This is a genomic window from bacterium (assembly GCA_021108215.1).
Taxonomy (GTDB): Bacteria; Oederibacteriota; JAAXVQ01; order JAAXVQ01; family JAUVAV01; genus JAIORK01.
In genome coordinates, this window is record JAIORK010000002.1 from 18,520 (window position 1) to 36,579 (window position 18,060).

The following is an 18,060-nucleotide window of genomic DNA, read 5'->3' on the forward strand; positions in this document are numbered from 1 at the left end:
GGGCTACTCCTTGTCCTGGGGAAGGGTAATACAAAACGCGGTACCGCGTTCCGAAGGTGCGAGCGTGAGCGTACCGCCGTGCGCTTCGGCAATGTTTCGGGAAATGGCCAAGCCCAGTCCTGTACCATTTGATTTTTTTGTAAAAAAAGGCTGAAAAATTTGTTGCGCCTCCTCCGGGGCGATCCCGGAGCCGTTATCACTGATTTGCAGGGTGACGGCTTGGGGTTCGCGCTGGACTTCAATGGCAACTTCGCCGTTTTTACCTGCCGCCTGCCGGGCATTGCAAATGAGATTGCGCAGCATGGTCAAAAGACCGGTACGGTCAGCCTGGAGTCCTTTTGACGTTTCTGGAAAATGAATATGGCAATGCGGATCTATTTCCCGGATCGCTGTTTTGAGATCAGAAAAACCAATAAATGCAAGCAACAGTGTGGGTTGCCGGGCATAGGCCATGACATCCATGACAATCAGGTCCAGTCGTCTAATCTCGTTGAGAATACGGTTCACCAGATCCTGGTTATCCGCAGTCGCCTGAATCGCAGGCTGACGGGCAAGCAATTCGGCCAACCCGCTGATGGCGCTGAGGGGATTGCGGATTTCATGGGCGATTCCGGCAGAGAGTACTTTTAATTCGGAAATCCTGCGTTCGTGCTGGTCCCGCTCCTGTTGGGTTTTGTTTTCCAGCGCAAGTGTCATTTCATTAAATGACCGGGAGAGGAATGCCAGCTCATCACTGCCGCTGACCGGGATCTGGATGCTGTTTTTGCCGGCCTGCATGGCCCGAAAAGCATTGGAGAGGCGCGAGAGGCGCTTGCCCAGCCAAAACGCCATACCGAAGCTCAGCCCCAGCGCCAGAATAATGCCGCTGATGAGGATGATGGTTCTGCGGATGCGGACGCGGTCAATCATCGCAAACATTTCCGATCCGGCGGAGAGGCGGAGTAAATGGTTTTCATCCAACCGGGTCAATACCATTTTATGCCACGCCCCTTGGGTACTGCGATGGAGCCGGGTCAGAGCACCGTTGGGATTTTGTATAATCGTGTCGCTTATTCCGGTGGCCGTGCCGGGTGTCCAGTCATGGGTATCGATTTTGACCAAACCCTGGTTGGTCAGGATACTGATTCGGTCCAGGAGATTGGTTTGGGCAAAATTATTGAGCTTTGCAACATCATGAATATAAATCCGGGTTGTCTCATCATCCGGGAGATAGCCCAGCATGGTCTCCAATGGCACGTAGTTTTTTGCCAGATTGGAGACCATGGTCAGGCGGGAGGTCAGTTCACGGTCCAGGGCAGTGAGCAAAAGATTGCCCGCAATCCAGGTGTAAAGCAACAGGGTTGGGAGCAGTACCCCTAAAATAGCGGTGAGTAGCTGCCATTTTAATGACCAGCGAAATGATTTTATCATGTCAGCAATATCCTATTAGTCATGTTAAAAAGAGACCGCAGTTCCCAAGGTCACGGTATTGTATTTATAATTATAGGTTGCATTGTCTTCCACAGTGGAATTGGATGTTTGTGAGATGGCATGAAAACTCAGGAAAAGATTGAACCATTCCGCAAACAGTTGCTGCCGCAGGGTGATGCCGAAATCCAGACTGGATTCCCAGTGCGGGTCATCCCATTTATATTCTGTGACCGTATTTTCTCCGGAACCGGTTTGTTGGTAAGAAGGCCGGGAATAATAATACCGGTTACGCCATCCAAAGGAGACCGAGCCGCGGGGTGCAAAGCCGGTGATCGGGAACCAAAATTTGAAATTGTAAAGCAGTCGGGGCTTGTTCTCGCGGTAGTTGTAATAACCGTCCAGAAAAGCACTCTGGCTGGTATCATAATACCCGGTAGCCGTATAGTGGAGACGGTAGCTGTAATCGAATTCTATCTGATGAAATTTATTAATCATATAAGGAATTTCAAGAATAATATCCGCATAGATGTCTTCGCGCAGTTCGTTTGAAAAGGTTCCGTCAGGTTCATATTTGGGCATTTCAGTATAGAAAACATTTTTAACATGGAATTCGATATTGGTTAAAAGCGGGAATGTGCCCCAGGTCATTTCCTGGCGCAGCCAGACTTCCGTGACATTGATGTCTTTTTCATCCAGATCATCGGGCAGCGCCTGGGCTGTCAGCGTATCGCCGCCTTCATCAATAAATTCCTGACGCCAGTTAACTGAGTAATTGGGATAACGCCGCATGTAAGCTTTGTATCCCAGCTTGGAGCGCATGGGCACACCGAGTTTGTAACGGGCATTGACCTCGCCCCAGGCGCCGGCATCACTATAATTATAAATCCCATTTTCCAGAGTCTCGTCGCTGGTTTCTGCGGAACGTTCCAGGCGTCCGAAGCCTTTGAGTTTGGCCTGCCAGGTTTGATTGAAGCGGTAATTGGCGCCCAGCAGATAATAAAGATTATAACCTCGGGCAAAAATGAAGGCCTCATCATCAATCTGCAGGATATTGTTGGCTCCGTTGTATTCAAATTCCACAGCCGGTGTGATCCATAAGCCCGGAATTTCGGTGAAGCGAACATTGGGTGCAAAATAGAGATAGATGTTTTCAGCAGTAGAGCGGTCATCCGGATTGACAGACTGTGTTTCTTCGGTGACGTAGTCGGGGTCATACGCAGCGCTGCTGACAGACAGACTGGCATCAATGACGGGGGCCAGCTTGATCTCAGCAAACGCAGAGCCGGTGAGGCCGAAGGCCAGCAAGGTGATTAAAAACCGGCAACTGAAAGAAGAAATGGTTTTCATTTGAATCCTCCTGTTTGAAATTTCGTCACATCTAGGTAAAAAAAAGCAGGTCCACAGCGCACACGCGCTGTGGACCTGCAGGTTAGCTAACGCCAGGGGCGTTTAGATTCATCTTCAAAGACATCAACCAAGTGCATGAACTGGGAAACCGTATCAATGTTCCGGCCTTCAAATTCAGTTGCAGTCATGATTCTTTCCTTGTAGGTATTGAAAACCAGGGCGGAAAAATTTTCTACAAGATTTGCCAAGTCATTAAGAAAGTTATCAATGGAATCATATCGCCACTGACGCAGTCCGCCTTCTTCGCTGATCATGTAGTCATCAATTTGTAGAAAGGTGTCATCATCAAAGGTATAGATAATCCGGGTGGCCAGCAAATTTTTATCAATGTAATCAACGGAAGTATGCTTGATGCCGTCCCATTCAATATCTTCGGCAGAGGTGAGCCGCTCATGGCCGGCTTTATGAATATCATTGACCGAAAGATAGGCGGATTTTTCATAGAGTTCAAATTGACTGAAACCGGAATTCCATTCCGGTGAAAAGTAATCCACGCCATAATTGACCTTGTCAAGCATGTTGGAATATTCGATCGCTTCTTCAGTCAAATAAATCGCCGGTCCGTTTTCTCCGGTATGTTTCCATGTTTTGGCCCAGACACCATGGATGTTTTTTGGAAGGATGTCATTGAAAGTGGCCAGATAATTCACATAGTCCAGCCGGTTGTCACGCATCGTGAGGTTGAGGAACTGGACCTGGTTGGCTTCCGGGCGGAGCACATATTCTTCCATCCGGACCCGGTTACCGTGCATATCCGTCAGGACTTTTCCCAGGTGAAGGTCTATGTTTTTCTCCGCCATGGCCAGTTGGAGGTCCTCATGGCCGCGTACGCGGTCTTCGAGGTTTTCCTGGCGCAGGGCATCCGCCATGGTGTTTTCGCGGTTTAATTCATCCAAGCGGAGTACGTTGCGAATGCGCTCAACTTCTTGGGAGCGTTTTTCCTCAATTTCGGTCTGGGTGGGTGCGACAGCCTCGGCATCGCTGGTGAATTTTTCTACAATCGTGTTTTCCACTTCTTGCGGGGTTCGGAGGTCATGAATCGGACGGATCGCCCAGGCTGAGGTGGAGATCAGGCAGATCATACTCAATCCAAGAACCAATTTGAAAACTGTGTTTTTCATTTTTTTTTCTCCTTTCGAATTAGTTTTCACAGTTATATAATGCACAAAGCATGCCAGAAATTTAGTGTGCGTATTGTTGAATAAAAACCCTTAAAAATAAAGAAAAAGAAAGAACATCTTTTTGAGCACATGTCAATAGTCACATCTATAACAACGGATATTGATACGCTCATATGAATTTTTTGAAAAACACTATAAAATCATACTATATTTAAAAAAGACGAAAATTAGCGTGAGTGACGAATATTCGTTACAATGTGTCCGAGACAGGTAATGTAAATGATTTCCTTTTAATTTTATCATTTTCTTTGAATTAAAGGTCATTCTGTACTATTCTGAACCAAACTATTATAAATGAAAATGAAAATTCAGTCGAGACTAATTCCAGCCTGAAGCATAGACAATGCTGTTAGGTTTGTCGTAAAAAAAGGAAGCCTTAATAATGAAGCAAGTTTGGATGAGTATCGTAATCATAGTTTTGATAGGATTCAGGAGCTATTTAAGTGCGGAAGATCAGACACTGGGCTTTCCTCTCATTCGGGTAACCTATCATCTTCAGGACTGGTTGGGCGCGATTGATAAGGTTGAACAAATCCGGGTGGGCGGGGTTACCATTCACGCCACACCTCTGGTGTTCCGGTTTTACCAAACCAGGGGGTTTCGGCCTGCCTGGAGCAATGACCATGGTCCGATTTTGGCGGATATTGATAAAGTGCTCACCGTATTAAGGGGTGCATCCAATGAGGGATTGGATCCGGAAAATTATCATTTGAAAAAGATAGAAAAGATTCTACGGCGCGTAAGACCTGGCGGCCCTATTCAATTCCTCAGGCCGATCCGGGTTGCGGCACTGGATCTTTTGCTGACAGACGCTTTTTTCCTTTATGCCTCGCATCTGTCGCAAGGTAGGGTTGATCCGCGCGGGGTGGATGAACAATTGCCGGCGGTTGTGCGAACATTTTTTTTGCCGGAAATGCTGGAAGAGGTCCTGGTGACGGGTAAAATTCATGAGTGCTTTTCGGAAATTGCTCCCATTCAGCCGGAGTATCTCCGGTTACGCCGGATGCTCATGAAATACCGTCAACTGGAAAAGACGCTTGATGCTGTGAAAATTGCTTCTGTACCACCTTTGAAAAAGGGGGCGCGTGATCCTAAGCGGATTCCGGCACTGCGCATCAAATTGCATTTGCTGGGAGATCTTGAAGAAGTCATTGTGGTTGATGATACTTTTTTTAATAAAGAGATAGAAACAGCGCTGAAGTTATTCCAGCAGCGGCATGGACTTGAGGCGACCGGTGTGATGGATGAAAAAACGGCGGTGTGGTTGAACTTGCCGGGAAAAGATTATATTAAACGTTTGGAAGTCAACCTGGAGCGGCTCCGCTGGCATCCGATGAACTGGGAAGCTGACTATATTGTGGTGAATATTCCGGATTTTTCATTGGCAGTTGTGCAGCAGGAAAAAGAGGTTCTGACCATGCGCGTGGTCACAGGTCAGACCTACCGTAAAACACCGATTTTCAGTGATTCCTTGCGTTTTATTGTGATTAATCCTTTCTGGGAAATACCGCCTTCAATTATATTACGGGATAAGCTCTATGCAATCCGGTATGAACCGGATTTTTTCAAGAAACGGAATATCAAGGTTATCCGGGGATGGGGGAAATCGGAAAAAGAGATAAACCCCGCAAACATTAATTGGAAAAAGGTGAGGATCAGGGATTTTTTTGAAAAATACCGTCTTCGTCAAGCCTCCGGACCGGGTAACCCCCTGGGTCGGATCAAGTTTATGTTTCCCAATGACTATAATGTTTATCTGCACGATACATCTCAGCGCGAATTGTTTGACCGCGCAGTCCGGTCGTTTAGCTCAGGATGTATTCGTCTGGAAAAACCCTATGCACTGGCAGTGCACTGTTTACGGCATGATCGGTTTTGGAACAAATCCCGTTTGCGATCAGCGTTGAAAGGGAAACTTGAACAAAAAATTAAGTTGACGAATCCGCTGCCGATCCATATTCTCTATTGGACCGCTTGGGTGGATGCATCCGGTCGGGTGAATTTTCGTGAGGATATTTACCAGCGGGACGAAAAAATCCGGCAGGCTTTCGCAGATGTATATTTTCCGGATTATCAAAAGCAGCAGGAAGCAAAGGAATCAAAATAATGTTCAGACAGTATTTTTCGGCGTGTCAACTATATCTGGTGTTGGCCGCGCTGCTTGTATGGCCCGGTTTGATTTCAGCACAAACAGGTTTTGATTCAGGGAAGTCCCGGCTGCGTGTTCAGTATCAGGACCGGATACTATCGTATGCGATTGAAAGTCTGGCAGTGTTGCCCGATGAAACGGTCCGTTTGGAAATGACAGACCCGCAACCGGCGGCAGAATGTATTGCCCTGAAGACACAGACTCCGGTGGCACCCATCGCTGCCGGGAGCTGGATTTGGCAAGCCCCGTCTGAACCGGGATTGCGGCGTTTGTTGATTCAACAGCCGGATACCGGTTATACGATGACAATTCATGTATTTGTGATGGTGCCTTTTCAGGCCGGCAGTGCTACCCGGATCAAGGGTTACCGTATTGGGAACTATCCCCGGCGAACCGTACACAGCTCTGTCTTGTATCAGCCGCCCCGAGGTTTTATTCGGGTGACGCAAGCGAATCAAGCCACCCAGGTCAGTCCGCATTTTCAACTAAGGCAATTTGCCTGCAAACAATCGGATAAATTTCCGCAGTATCTATTGCTGGACCCCAAGTTGGTGGTGAAGTGTGAGCAATTGGTGGAGAGACTTAATCGTGCCGGGTATCCCTGTCAGACTCTGGTGGTTATGAGCGGTTATCGGACGCCTTATTACAACCGCCGCTTGGGAAATGTCCGCTTCAGCAGCCATGTCTGGGGCCGGGCAGCAGATGTCTATGTGGATGAAGACCGGGATGGGTTGATGGATGATTTGAACCAAGATGGAAAAAATAATTATATGGATGCCGCCATTCTGTACAAAATGATTGAACGGATGGACGGGCAAGGTGCGGGCAAGACATTGGTCGGTGGGCTGGGGCTTTATGCAAAAAACCGGAATCACGGCCCGTTTGTCCACCTGGATGTTCGCGGGAAAAAAGCCCGGTGGGGAATTGCGGTTCAAAAACCGGTCCGGGCAGGGAAGTAATTAATCGGCTTGCCGCGCGTGGTTTGTTTTTCAAACATTGGAACAAAATTTTGCGCACCATTCTTCCTCTAGACAAACAGCAATGCTGATCGCGTCCGGGTATTTTTGTTTTTCAATGCTTGAAAAGCAGACCACGCGCGGCAATTTTTATATATACGGCATGCACAGTAATGATTCCAAGGGATCCTTTTCCCGTTGACTTGTCTCGATATTTGACTATAATCCTCCCATTACATAATTGCTTGTTTTTGCAGATGTCCCTGCGAGGGGATGAAAAGGGAATCCTGTGCAAATCAGGAACGGGCCCGCCGCTGTAACCGTATACCCAGACTTGTTTCGCCACTGTCCGTTTGGATGGGAAGGTGAAGTCTGAAATGCATTTACGGAAGTCAGAAGACCTGTCTGCAAAGCGGTATCACAACCCTTCGGGCAGATAAAGGGGAATGATGGATCAGGTTTTCAGGCGCCTTGAACCGCAACCGTATTGGATGCAGTTTAAGGCGTTTTTTTATTTTGGGAAAGGAGGAATGTTGTTTGTCTTAGGACATTCGTATCTGAAAAATACGATAATGAATGGAATCACCTTGAATACTGATTTTTTAATGAAAATCAATACTGTGTCCACACGCTAGAGCCGGATTAGACGATACAATTTCCTAAGTGCTCTTTCATAAGTTTGAGGTGCGTCCTGCATCCGGCATTCGCCGGACACGGTCCGCTGGACAAGTTTTTTCATTAAAAAATCAGTATTCAAGGTGATTGTGAAACAGTGTGGTTTATTAACTTAGATATGAGTGAGTTTGGACGTAAACAGGATGACAGTGTCATCCGCACCGGCTGCCATGCGGAATGGGGTGAAAAACCCCAGCTGCCCGGCAACTGTGAGCAGGACGAAAGCCGCTGGATTGCCACTGGGATGACCCGGGAAGGCGCGGTAAGTAGGATGAATGCGAGCCAGGAAACAGGGCTGCCGGAATAATTTCTTGGGAGAAAAGGGGAAAGAAGCATGAAACGATTAACAAAAAGAGTGCTGGTTGGTGTTGTACTGGCAGGGATAATACCCTGTATGAGTTTAGCGGAAGAAACGGTTGTTCAAGCACTGGAAAATGCAGGTGAAATTCAGGAAGAAAAAGTAATGAATGTAAAAAGTGGTGAGGCGGTTGAGGACAATGTTATTGCACCTGTGGTGCCGGAAGTAACAGCGGATGTGATGAATGAAAAACCGGTTGTACTTGCGCCGACAATCGTGACTGCTTCCACCATGGAAATGTCGCTTTCAGAAGTTGTGAGTTCGATTACAGTGATTACTGCTGAGATGATCGAGGCACGCAAAGCACAAAATTTGAAAGAGATTTTACAAGGTGTTGCGGGTATTGATCTGGCACAAAACGGCGGTCCAGGTCAGTTAGGATCGATTTTTATTCGCGGTGCCGCATCGGAAAGAACATTGGTCTTGATTAATGGTGTGCCGCTCAATGATCCCATGTCGCCTGCCGGAAATACGGATATTTCCCGGATCAGCCTGGACAATGTCAAGCAGATCGAGATTGTGCGCGGGCCGCAGAGTGTGGTGTTTGGGTCAGGCGCGATGGGCGGCGTGGTGAATATCATCACGCAACGAGGACCGGAAGACGCCTTTTTAACGATGACGGCTGAAGGCGGGAAATATGGTTCGTGGTTAGGGAAGTTGCAGGCCGGCGGTGCGTGGGCCGGGTTGGCAGCTACGGTTGGCGCATCGCTGGAAGGTACGGAAGGCTTTTCAGCAGCCAGGCATAGCGATGATTTTGTTGCGGCCCAGCCCGTTCCTGCGATGGAAGATGATGGGTTTCGTAACTTGACCCTGGATGTGAATTTGGATTATTCGGCAGTGTCAGACCTTTTGTTCAGTTTGACCAATCGTCTGATCCGCGCGATGACAGAGATTGATGCTTATGGCGGAGATTATGGTGATGATCCTAATTTTGTCTCTGCCTATACTCAGACCGCCCATCGTTTTGATGCGGTTTATCAAGTATTTCCGGATGTTTGGAAGACACGGATGAGTGCGGGATTGAGCCAGCTGGACCGCGTTACGAATAATGATTTTGATACGGATCATCCCTTTAATATGACACGCAGCGAATACCGCTCGAGGACATTAACCCTGGATTGGCACAACCAACTGGATGTCATGGCAGGGAATCATCTGGCGCTTGGCGTCGGTTATCAGCAGGAACAGGGTATGTTCAACTATTATAGTGAATATCTGGACTACTATACTTTTATGTCTGCGGTTTCGGAAAATAATTTTGCTATTCGCAGCACGCATACCACGGGTATTTATCTGGAAGATCAATATACCTGGGAAGGACTGGTCGTCAATGCCGGTGTGCGCTATGATGAACATGATCAATACGGCGGTCATACGACCTATCGAGTGACACCTTCCTACCGGTTGGCAGATTGGGGTACGCGTGTGAAAGCAACCTATGGGACGGCATTTAATGCACCGTCACTCTATCAACTCTATGTTGAGGATATATATTCTCAAGGGAACCCTGCCTTGGAACCGGAAACCTCAATGGGGTGGGATATTGGTGTGGAACAAAAGATAATGGATGATAAAATAATGGTAAGTGCCGCCTATTTTCAGACAACCTATGAAAACCAGATTGATGCACCTTTTGATGCGACGGTTTATAAATATGTTTATACCAATCTGGGAAAGACCGAGACCAAAGGTTGGGAGGTCGAGATCAGTGTTGAACCTTGGGATGATCTTGTTTGCAAAATTGTTTACACGAAACTAACTGCCAATGATTTGACTCATGAAGATACGATCGGTCCGGAACCCTTAATTCGTCGGGCGGATTATCAAGTGGCGGCGGATATTTTATATACGTTTCAAAAAGCATCCGCTGCGTTGCATGTAGGTCATGTAGGGCCGCGTTGGGATAGCGGGAAAAAGGAACTGGAATCGTACACACTGCTTGATATGGTGCTGCGTTATCAGGCGATGCCACAAGCCCAAGTCTATGTGAAACTACAGAATATGCTGGATGAGGATTATGTGGAAGTGAGCGGATACACCACGGCGCGTTTTGCAGCCTATGCGGGGATCAAGATTGATTTGTAATTAAGAGAGAATAATTGAAGAAAGACAGGATCACTCCGGCGAGTCTTTATTTCGGTTATACGAAAACGAAAAGACGTATCATTTACAGAAGGTGTTGTTTGGCAAATTGTTTTCCGTGATACTTTATAGCGTAATCGTATAACCGAAATAAAGACTCGCCGGAGTGACTGTTAAAATAGGTAATCCGGATTGTAATGGAATTAAATAGATGGCATTGATTTTTGGCGTGCGGAACAGTTAAAAATGTTGGGAGTTGTCTTTCTGGAAAGTATTCATTTTTCCATACAATTACGGTATAAAGAAAATAAAGAGAACGCTTTGCCAAGCAGTACCTGTGATTGAATGTGGTTTTTTCGTTTTGGAGGGGAGAATGGATGTTTTCCAGGAAGATTCATTAATTTGAAAAGAAAATGTAACTGAAAAAAATGAAAGCCGGGTAATTTTGTATGATGAAAAAGAATCTTTGGGTCAGGGTACTGGGTCTTTGCATATTAGGATTTTGTGTCATCGCAATACCTGCTGTGGCTTTCATTATGCCGGGTGGTCAGGTGGGACGTATGCACTTGTATCAATTGGCCAAAGGGCAATCGCCGCAGCGGATTATTTCCATGGCACCCGGTATTACAGAAACGCTTTTTGCAATAGGGGCCGGCAAGCAGGTTTGCGGTGTCACGGATTTTTGCGATTTTCCTGAAGCAGCCCAAGAGCTTCCCAAGGTGGGAGGGTATTATGATCCCAACTTTGAAGCTATTCTGAGATTAAAACCTGATCTGGTAGTGCTTTTGCCGGAACACGCTGAATTCCGTGCGCGTTTTCAATATTTGCGCATACCGACTTTGACAGTGGAGATGAATAGTCTGGTAGGTATTATGAATACATTCATTCAATTGGGGATGATTTGCCGCAAGGAAGCCCAAGGCATCCATCTGGCGGAGACCCTGCGCTGCGCCATGCTGGATGCGCTCGCACGGCAGCCATGGGAAATCCGTCCGGCGGTTATGCTGGTGATCAGTCGTGACTATGACAATTCGTCCATCAAAGAGGTATATATTGCCGGGCAAGGTGATTTTTATGATGAATTGATTTTTTTGGCCGGCGGTAAAAATGCCTATACCAGATCCACGCCCCGGTATCCCAAGCTTTCCCAGGAAGGGATTCTCGCGCTGCGGGCCGATGTGGTGGTTGAATTAGTGGCTGAACCGGAAAAAGTGTCCCGGCCGGTTTCCGAACTTACCCATGACTGGTATGCGTTGCCCGGTCTGAATAAACCAAACCAAATACCGATCAGACTGTTAACCGGGACATATCTTGTGCGCCCCGGACCACGGATTATCCGGCTTTTAGAAACATTGCGGACCATTTTGCAAGAGGTGTCAGGCCAATGATTCTGAGTGCCAAACAATGCAGTTGTCAGGTTGAGGATAAAATTTTATTGGACCAGGTGGATTTTGAGGTGGAGGCCGGGCTGCGGTATGCTGTCATCGGTCCCAATGGCGCAGGTAAATCAACCTTGCTCAAGGCGCTTTGCCGGCTGATGCCGCTTTCAGCTGGGGACTGTATTTTATCGGGAAAAAAAATGTCCGCGTTTTCACAAAGAGATCTGGCAACATGGATTTCTTATGTTTCGCAGACAGTATTCAACACCAATGGCTTTACAGTGCATGAGTTTGTTCTTATGGGGCGCTATCCGCATCTTTCGCCTTTTACTTCATTGCGGAAAACAGACCGTGACAAGGTGGATGCAGCTCTGGAAATGACAGGTATGCAGACATTTGCCCAGCGCCGGCTCGACACGTTATCCGGCGGGGAACGGCAGAAAGTTATGATTGCCGCAGCGATGGTGCAGGAAGCGCGTATCATGCTGCTGGATGAACCTACAGCATTTCTCGATCCCTTACAGCAGGACCAGGTTTATGCACTGCTGGAAACCATTCGTGCCCGGACCCGGGTCACCTTAATTGAGGTCACGCATGATGTCAATCGTGCCGCTTTGAGTCATGATATTATTTTGGGATTAAGGCAGGGGCGAGTCGTTTTTTGCGGCACACCGGAGGAGTTAATGCAGCCGGAAGTACTGTACGCTATTTATGGCAAACACTTCACATTTGCGCGTCATCCGGAAAATAATTGCCAAGTCGTGATGCCCACGGGGAAAAGTATATGAGAAAAAATCCCTGGTTGTTTTTTACCCTGCTGATAACCGGCTTTGTTGCGGCCCTGGTCATACTGCCTTTTGTGGGGATTGATTTGATAACCCCGGCGCAGGTTTTTACAGCGGAGGAGAATCAAATTCAGCATATTTTTTGGGAATTACGGGTACCGCGCGTACTGACCGGTATGCTGGTAGGCTCAGTGCTGGCAATGGCGGGAATGACTTTTCAGGCGCTTTTCCGGAATGCCCTGGCAACACCTTTCACGCTTGGGACAGCTTCCGGGGCCAGTCTGGGAGCCAGTGTCTATATTTGGGCCGGGTGGTCCATCAGTCTGCTGGGTATTAGCGGGCAGACGTTGTTTGCTTTTTTAGGCGCCATTACGGCACTGGCATTTGTCTACGGATTTTCACGGGTTAAAAACGGGATGTCAACCAATACCATGCTCCTGGCAGGTGTCGCGATTGGCATCTTTTTTTCGAGTCTGATTCTTTTGATCCAGTATATGGCTGACCAGGCGCATAGTCTGCGGATTTTGCGCTGGCTTATGGGTGGCTTGGAAGTGGTGGGATTTCGTCAGTTTTTGGAAGTGCTGCCATTTATGCTGCTGGGCGCGGTGGTAATTTATTTTTACCGCTGGGAAATGAATCTCATTTCCACCGGTGAGGATTTGGCTGCCGGGCGCGGGGTTAATGTCAACCGGACAAAGATTGTGCTGCTGGTCACAGCCGGTCTTATGGTGGGGGCGGTGGTGGCAGTGGCCGGGCCGATCGGGTTTGTCGGTTTGATTGTGCCGCATATTTGCCGGTTGCTTATCGGCCCGGATCATCGCAGACTGGTGATTGCCTGTGTACTGCTGGGCGGGATTTTTCTGTCCGTTTGTGATGCTTTGGCCCGTTTGCTGATTGCGCCGTCTGAATTGCCGGTCGGCATCGTGACCGCGCTCTTGGGCGGGCCTTTTTTCCTCTGGGTGCTGCTCCGGAAGAAAATATCGTAAGCCGGATAGGAGCACAATGAAAAATAAAAAAGGGTACACACATATCTATACCGGCAATGGCAAGGGCAAGACCACGGCGGCTTTAGGCCTGGCGGTACGTGCTGTTGGTGCCGGAAAGAGGGTCTGCTTTATCCAGTTTTTAAAGGGCGGTATCTATTCAGAGCATCGTGTGTTGAAACAAATCAAAGGGATTACACTCAAGAAATTCGGGCGGGATTGTTTGGTTGGGAAGAAAGCGGTTGAGGCAGATTATGTTGAAACCGAAAAGGCCCTGGCTGCGGTTACGACCGCACTTTTTTCCGGCAGGTATGATTTGGTCATTGCGGATGAAATTTTGGTAGCAGTCAGCATGGCATTGATTGCTGAGTCGGATGTAAAAAAATGCATGCAAGCACGTCCGCAAGCAGTTGAACTGGTACTGACCGGCAGGAATGCTTCTCCCGGCCTGAAGCGTATGGCGGATTTGGTAACTGAGATGAAGGAAGGGAAACATTATTATCAAAAAGGTGTCATGGCCCGACGCGGGATTGAATATTGATTGTAGGGAACGGTCGCCCGGCATTCGCCAGGCAAGCTGACCGTTCCCTACAATTAAAAAAAAATCAGGCCTCGAAGATGCCGTAAACCGGCGGACCGACCAGCATATCCTGAAAGGGCATTTTGTGAAATTGGAAATGAGCCTGCAGGGCATGGGTACATTCAGCCAGGCATTTTAAATCATCATATTCCGCATAAATGAGGATAGAGGCATGGTCCAGGTACGGTAAGGTCGGGTCTTTCACCATCGGGTTGACGCAGGCAGTCCGGCAGCCGGGACAGGTCCGTTTGAAAGCAGCGTAATTTTCGAATAATTGCAGGGCTTCTTCCTGGACATCGGATTTGAGTTTGAAAATGGCAACTTCTTTTACCATGGGCTAAAAACCCCTCTCGAAAATAATTGATGGGATATTATAGCGAAAGTAATTGACAGGGTCAATCATTGGCTCGTAAAAAATAAAAATAAAAGACCTTGGTATGCAGATTGAAAGTATTTATAATGATGACTTCAGATAGGGCAGGCACTGGGGACGAAGTGGTGTCTGGCCAAACAACGAACTATTGGAGGTGGATTCCTTTGAACGGTATTTCTGAAAGAGCAAACCAACTGGCGGTCTATTATTTGAGAATTGGAATTGGTTTTGTGACGTTGTGGACAGCTTGGGATGTGATTGTCCATCAGGTACAGGTCAATGCTTTTTTTGCAGCATTTCCCCTTGGGGGTGTTTTGTCCGGGCAGATCATGGTGGCCTGGTTTGTCATCTTGCTGGCTTGCGGTGTTTTGATTTTTAGCGGCTGGTATTTTCGGGAGGCCACAGCAATTTTGGGTGTTTTTTTATTACTGTCTTTGTTGGTTTTTAATTTTATGGCTCCCAACGTGAATGCTGTTTTGGGGCCATTTCGACCGCTGTTTTTGAAAAATTTGGTATGGTTTGGCGCATGTCTGATGTTGGTCGTACAGCCGACCGATCCGTTTAATCCGGAACGGCGCCGGGTTGCCGGGTTACCGGCACTACAGCCAAAAATACAATTGGTTTTTCGCGCTATTTTAGGTGTGTATTGCATCTGGGACGGGCTTTTGCAGGCATTGAATGCCAACCACTATTTAACCTTTTTGAGCGGGACCTTCACCCAGATTCCGCTGGTGCCCGATAATGCAGTGAGTGTGATAATGGTTCTGTTTTATATTGTACAGATGCTGGCTGGGGTGATGATTCTTACTGGGATTAAGTACCGCTGGGCATTGACATCCCTTGCGGCGATTGTCGTGATTCATCTTATTGGAATGAATTGGTTTGCCGGCAAAGACCTTTTGCGCGCCGGAGGCCGGTTTATGATGCGCGATATGATTGTGTTAACCAGTATAGCTTATTTTTGGCTGACAGGTCCCGGCTCGCCTATCCTGCAAGTGAGCGTGGAAAAAAAATCGCCGCTACGACACAATGATGACGGTATTTCCAGAGAAAGTACGATGCCTATTTCTCAACAAGATCAGTTATAGGTATCTATGGAAACTGTTTTTGGCTCGACACAGCTGATGCTCGAAAAGGGCGACATCACCAAACATGCTGTTGATGCTATTGTCAATCCAACGACCCCGCATTTGATTGGCGGCGGAAGTGTTGCTGCTGCGATTCATCGGGCGGGCGGGCGGGCAATTGCTTTTGAATGCCGCCAATTGATTCGCGCGATTGGACGCCTGCAACCAGGGAAAGCGGTCATCACCGGCGGCGGGATATTGCCTGCAAAGCATGTGATTCATACGGCGGGGCCGGTTTGGCAGAAGGACCCGGGAAGGGCGGCATGGGTTCTTGCCGGTTCTTATAAGGAAAGTCTGGTGCTGGCGGAAAAAATGGCGTTGAAGACAATCGGGTTCCCCTCGATAGGGACGGGTATGGGTGATTATCCGGTTCGTGAAGCATCGCAGGCGGCCCTGGAGAGCGTGAAAGCGTATTTGCTTCGAGGAACAACACTTGTGCGTGTCGTATTTATTTTGTATTCAGACGAGCATTTGCATGTTTATCAAGAAACACTGCAAGCGTTGATTTGATACGGGACGCATTCGATGGAGTCATGATGTTGACAATTCCAAGAGGCACGATTCGGCCGGGACACTACAAAGCGATTTTTTTTGATGCGGGGAATACGTTGTTCAAAGTACAGCCCTCGGTAGGAACGGTCTATGCCCGGACCGCGAAATTATTTGGTTTTAAATTAGGCCCGGGTGAGCAGACGGCTTTGGAACGCTATTTTCAGGAGGAATGGAAGCAGCGTTCTTCCCGAGGGCGATTTGATTTGGGCGGTACGCTCAAAGAAGAACGGCAATGGTGGTACGATTTGGTAAAAGCGGTTTTTGACCGGCTGGGCGGGATGGATCATTTTGATCCGTTTTTTGATCATTTGTATGAACTGTTTGCTTCTGCGGAGGTGTGGCAGCTTTTTCCCGAGACCTGCCATGTGCTGGAAACCTGCCGTGAACGCGGATTGGTTGTCGGGATTGTTTCTAACTGGGATTCGCGTTTGTTGAAGATCTGCGAAGGACTGGGGCTTTCCGGAAAGGTTGATTTTATTATTGCTTCGGCCATGGTAGGTATTTCCAAACCGGACCCGGCCATTTTTCATATGGCGCTGGAACGGGCGGGTGTGAAGCCGGACGAAGCGATTCATTTGGGCGATTCCCTGGAAGATGATATTTATGGCGCGTACGCAGCCGGAATGGACGCGCTTTTGATTGAACGGTCCCAAGACCGTAGGCAGCAAGATGTCGCTATGGCCGATTCTCTGCATGCAGTTTTGGATTTTTGTTAAATTTTCCGGAGTGGAAGCCGGGGCTTGCTGCGGGGATTTACAGCGGCGGATTAACAAGGAGGAAACGATGCTGAAACGATGGGTGCTGACAATCGGGTGTCTGCTCATACTGACCGGGATAGGGGTGACGGTGGGAGAGGCAAAAAGTAAAGCGAAGGCAATTGATGTAACCAAACCCCGGATGGTGATGGTGGAAATTCCTTCATGGAAAACCGTGTTTTTTGGGTTGCCCAAAGAACTTCCCCTGATGATCCGGCCGGGGGAACCATTTGACGGCAGTTCGCGGCAATATGATTTTTCTGAAGGGACTGAGGCCATGCGCATCTTTTTGTCGATGCGCCCGCAGGCTAAGCACGCGGTTGCGTACCGGTGTTTTATTAAGAAATGGCCCCGTTATCAAGAGTTTTTTAAGGCGGTTGACCAGGAGGATTATGCCCTCGCGGAAAAGCAGCTTATGGAAATACGTACGCTTGATCCGAAGGAGCCTGCAGTACACTTTTACTACGGAAGTCTAAATACTCATTTGAAAAAATATCAACAGGCGGAAAAAAGTTATCAGAAGTGCCTTGTGCTTTACCCGAAGTACGGTCCGGCGTATATCAATCTGGCCAGGTTGGCCAAAGCCAGAGGCGATGAACCGGCTGCCAAACGTTATTTAAGGACTGCGATTGAAAAACTGGATAAAAGCAGTCAACAAGATGCAAAACAGATTGCTGAAAAAATGCTGAAGAGTTTGAGCGGGGAATAACCTGATGCACGGTATGACAGAGCAATCCCTGGGATGAAACGATGCAGGCGGTTGCCTGGGTATGCAGCGCAGGGGAAATGATACCGACCATCGCCGGTTTGAACCCTACGCGATGTAAAAAAAAAGAGGAGTTGCCAATGCCTGAAATTAGAAAAGTTGAATCCGGAAAATTATTATGCTTGGAAACCACCGGGCCCTTTGAATCGATACACGATCTCTATCGGCAAATTGATACATTTGTCAAGGAACGGCGCGTTCCGATCAAGGGTGACCGGCTGGCGATTTTTTATGATGCGCCGGAGGGTATTGACCGCGCACACGCACATTTTGCAGCTGCAGTGGAGCTGGCAGGGGAGTGTACCGGTGACGGAGAGGTCACGGTGGTCATTCAGAGTGCTGCGATTATGGCATGTGAAAGCCATCAGGGTGATTATGCCGGACTAACAGACGCGTATCAGCGGCTTTTAAGCTGGATTCACGACAAGGGGTTTAAAATAATCGGTCCGCCGCATGAGTATTATATTTCCGGTCCGCCGGCTGATTCCGCCACGTACCTAACGGAGATTCAAATTCCGGTAGAACGTCCCGGTTTTTAAGGT

Annotated in this window: 16 protein-coding genes and 2 riboswitches; of the genes, 12 read left to right on the forward strand and 4 right to left on the reverse strand. The window is 48.0% G+C overall.

The genetic code is table 11. The features are described from left to right. Window positions 1-3: 3 nt before the first annotated feature. From K8S19_00590 to K8S19_00600, 3 genes are all read right to left on the reverse strand, one after another. A complete protein-coding gene (locus tag K8S19_00590; GenBank protein MCD4812181.1) occupies window positions 4-1,410 on the reverse strand; it encodes a HAMP domain-containing histidine kinase in 1,407 nt (468 codons plus the stop codon). A gap of 24 nt (window positions 1,411-1,434) precedes the next feature. Next, window positions 1,435-2,757, reverse strand: coding sequence for a hypothetical protein (locus K8S19_00595; GenBank protein MCD4812182.1), 1,323 nt, complete (start codon window positions 2,755-2,757; stop codon window positions 1,435-1,437). A gap of 86 nt (window positions 2,758-2,843) precedes the next feature. After that, on the reverse strand, window positions 2,844-3,938 hold the full coding sequence (locus K8S19_00600; GenBank protein MCD4812183.1) for a hypothetical protein: 1,095 nt from the start codon (window positions 3,936-3,938) through the stop codon (window positions 2,844-2,846). Between the two features lie 442 nt (window positions 3,939-4,380). On the opposite strand from K8S19_00600, the gene K8S19_00605 reads away from it, so the two are divergent. The 7 genes from K8S19_00605 to K8S19_00635 all read left to right on the forward strand — a co-directional run bounded on the left by K8S19_00605 (window position 4,381) and on the right by K8S19_00635 (window position 13,906). Then, entirely contained in the window at window positions 4,381-6,105 is a 1,725-nt protein-coding gene (locus K8S19_00605) for a L,D-transpeptidase family protein (GenBank protein ID MCD4812184.1), read from the forward strand. After that, a complete protein-coding gene (locus tag K8S19_00610; protein MCD4812185.1) occupies window positions 6,105-7,106 on the forward strand; it encodes a hypothetical protein in 1,002 nt (333 codons plus the stop codon). Before K8S19_00605 ends, K8S19_00610 begins: the two co-directional genes overlap by 1 nt. A gap of 235 nt (window positions 7,107-7,341) precedes the next feature. Further along, window positions 7,342-7,527: riboswitch (cobalamin riboswitch) on the forward strand. 381 nt (window positions 7,528-7,908) lie between these two features. After that, window positions 7,909-8,093, forward strand: a riboswitch (cobalamin riboswitch). A gap of 19 nt (window positions 8,094-8,112) precedes the next feature. Then, a complete protein-coding gene (locus K8S19_00615; GenBank protein MCD4812186.1) occupies window positions 8,113-10,221 on the forward strand; it encodes a TonB-dependent receptor in 2,109 nt (702 codons plus the stop codon). Window positions 10,222-10,667: 446 nt separating this feature from the next. After that, the gene (locus K8S19_00620; GenBank protein MCD4812187.1) at window positions 10,668-11,606 is read left to right on the forward strand and encodes a helical backbone metal receptor; all 939 of its coding nucleotides are present in this window, start codon (window positions 10,668-10,670) and stop codon (window positions 11,604-11,606) included. After that, entirely contained in the window at window positions 11,603-12,385 is a 783-nt protein-coding gene (locus K8S19_00625) for an ABC transporter ATP-binding protein (GenBank protein MCD4812188.1), read from the forward strand. Before K8S19_00620 ends, K8S19_00625 begins: the two co-directional genes overlap by 4 nt. After that, window positions 12,382-13,368, forward strand: a complete 987-nt coding sequence (locus K8S19_00630; protein ID MCD4812189.1) for an iron ABC transporter permease — start codon at window positions 12,382-12,384, stop codon at window positions 13,366-13,368. Before K8S19_00625 ends, K8S19_00630 begins: the two co-directional genes overlap by 4 nt. A 16-nt stretch (window positions 13,369-13,384) precedes the next feature. After that, window positions 13,385-13,906 carry a cob(I)yrinic acid a,c-diamide adenosyltransferase gene (locus K8S19_00635; protein ID MCD4812190.1) on the forward strand — a complete coding sequence of 174 codons (522 nt, stop codon included), beginning with the start codon at window positions 13,385-13,387 and terminating at the stop codon, window positions 13,904-13,906. Window positions 13,907-13,970: 64 nt separating this feature from the next. On the opposite strand, the gene K8S19_00640 is transcribed toward K8S19_00635, so the two are convergent. Further along, window positions 13,971-14,279, reverse strand: a complete 309-nt coding sequence (locus K8S19_00640; protein MCD4812191.1) for a hypothetical protein — start codon at window positions 14,277-14,279, stop codon at window positions 13,971-13,973. A 203-nt stretch (window positions 14,280-14,482) separates the two neighbouring features. Here K8S19_00640 and K8S19_00645 point away from each other — a divergent pair, with 203 nt between their 5' ends. The 5 genes from K8S19_00645 (at window position 14,483) to K8S19_00665 (ending at window position 18,057) form a co-directional block, all read left to right on the forward strand. Next, window positions 14,483-15,406, forward strand: a complete 924-nt coding sequence (locus tag K8S19_00645) for a hypothetical protein (protein ID MCD4812192.1) — start codon at window positions 14,483-14,485, stop codon at window positions 15,404-15,406. A gap of 6 nt (window positions 15,407-15,412) precedes the next feature. Continuing rightward, on the forward strand, window positions 15,413-15,955 hold the full coding sequence (locus tag K8S19_00650) for a macro domain-containing protein (protein MCD4812193.1): 543 nt from the start codon (window positions 15,413-15,415) through the stop codon (window positions 15,953-15,955). A 23-nt stretch (window positions 15,956-15,978) separates the two neighbouring features. Then, complete coding sequence (locus K8S19_00655; GenBank protein ID MCD4812194.1) at window positions 15,979-16,713, forward strand: HAD-IA family hydrolase; 735 nt, start codon at window positions 15,979-15,981, stop codon at window positions 16,711-16,713. A 67-nt stretch (window positions 16,714-16,780) separates the two neighbouring features. After that, window positions 16,781-17,461 (forward strand): hypothetical protein, encoded by a 681-nt coding sequence (locus tag K8S19_00660; GenBank protein MCD4812195.1) that lies wholly within the window; start codon window positions 16,781-16,783, stop codon window positions 17,459-17,461. Window positions 17,462-17,598: 137 nt separating this feature from the next. After that, window positions 17,599-18,057 (forward strand): GyrI-like domain-containing protein, encoded by a 459-nt coding sequence (locus K8S19_00665; protein ID MCD4812196.1) that lies wholly within the window; start codon window positions 17,599-17,601, stop codon window positions 18,055-18,057. The last annotated feature ends 3 nt before the right edge of the window (window positions 18,058-18,060 follow it).

Bases quoted from the DNA above. Each gene is read 5' to 3' on its own strand.
- K8S19_00590 (MCD4812181.1), bottom strand. From the start codon at position 1,410: ATGATAAAATCATTTCGCTGGTCATTAAAATGGCAGCTACTCACCGCT.
- K8S19_00595 (MCD4812182.1), bottom strand. From the start codon at position 2,757: ATGAAAACCATTTCTTCTTTCAGTTGCCGGTTTTTAATCACCTTGCTG.
- K8S19_00600 (MCD4812183.1), bottom strand. From the start codon at position 3,938: ATGAAAAACACAGTTTTCAAATTGGTTCTTGGATTGAGTATGATCTGC.
- K8S19_00605 (MCD4812184.1), top strand. From the start codon at position 4,381: ATGAAGCAAGTTTGGATGAGTATCGTAATCATAGTTTTGATAGGATTC.
- K8S19_00610 (MCD4812185.1), top strand. From the start codon at position 6,105: ATGTTCAGACAGTATTTTTCGGCGTGTCAACTATATCTGGTGTTGGCC.
- K8S19_00615 (MCD4812186.1), top strand. From the start codon at position 8,113: ATGAAACGATTAACAAAAAGAGTGCTGGTTGGTGTTGTACTGGCAGGG.
- K8S19_00620 (MCD4812187.1), top strand. From the start codon at position 10,668: ATGATGAAAAAGAATCTTTGGGTCAGGGTACTGGGTCTTTGCATATTA.
- K8S19_00625 (MCD4812188.1), top strand. From the start codon at position 11,603: ATGATTCTGAGTGCCAAACAATGCAGTTGTCAGGTTGAGGATAAAATT.
- K8S19_00630 (MCD4812189.1), top strand. From the start codon at position 12,382: ATGAGAAAAAATCCCTGGTTGTTTTTTACCCTGCTGATAACCGGCTTT.
- K8S19_00635 (MCD4812190.1), top strand. From the start codon at position 13,385: ATGAAAAATAAAAAAGGGTACACACATATCTATACCGGCAATGGCAAG.
- K8S19_00640 (MCD4812191.1), bottom strand. From the start codon at position 14,279: ATGGTAAAAGAAGTTGCCATTTTCAAACTCAAATCCGATGTCCAGGAA.
- K8S19_00650 (MCD4812193.1), top strand. From the start codon at position 15,413: ATGGAAACTGTTTTTGGCTCGACACAGCTGATGCTCGAAAAGGGCGAC.
- K8S19_00655 (MCD4812194.1), top strand. From the start codon at position 15,979: ATGATGTTGACAATTCCAAGAGGCACGATTCGGCCGGGACACTACAAA.
- K8S19_00660 (MCD4812195.1), top strand. From the start codon at position 16,781: ATGCTGAAACGATGGGTGCTGACAATCGGGTGTCTGCTCATACTGACC.
- K8S19_00665 (MCD4812196.1), top strand. From the start codon at position 17,599: ATGCCTGAAATTAGAAAAGTTGAATCCGGAAAATTATTATGCTTGGAA.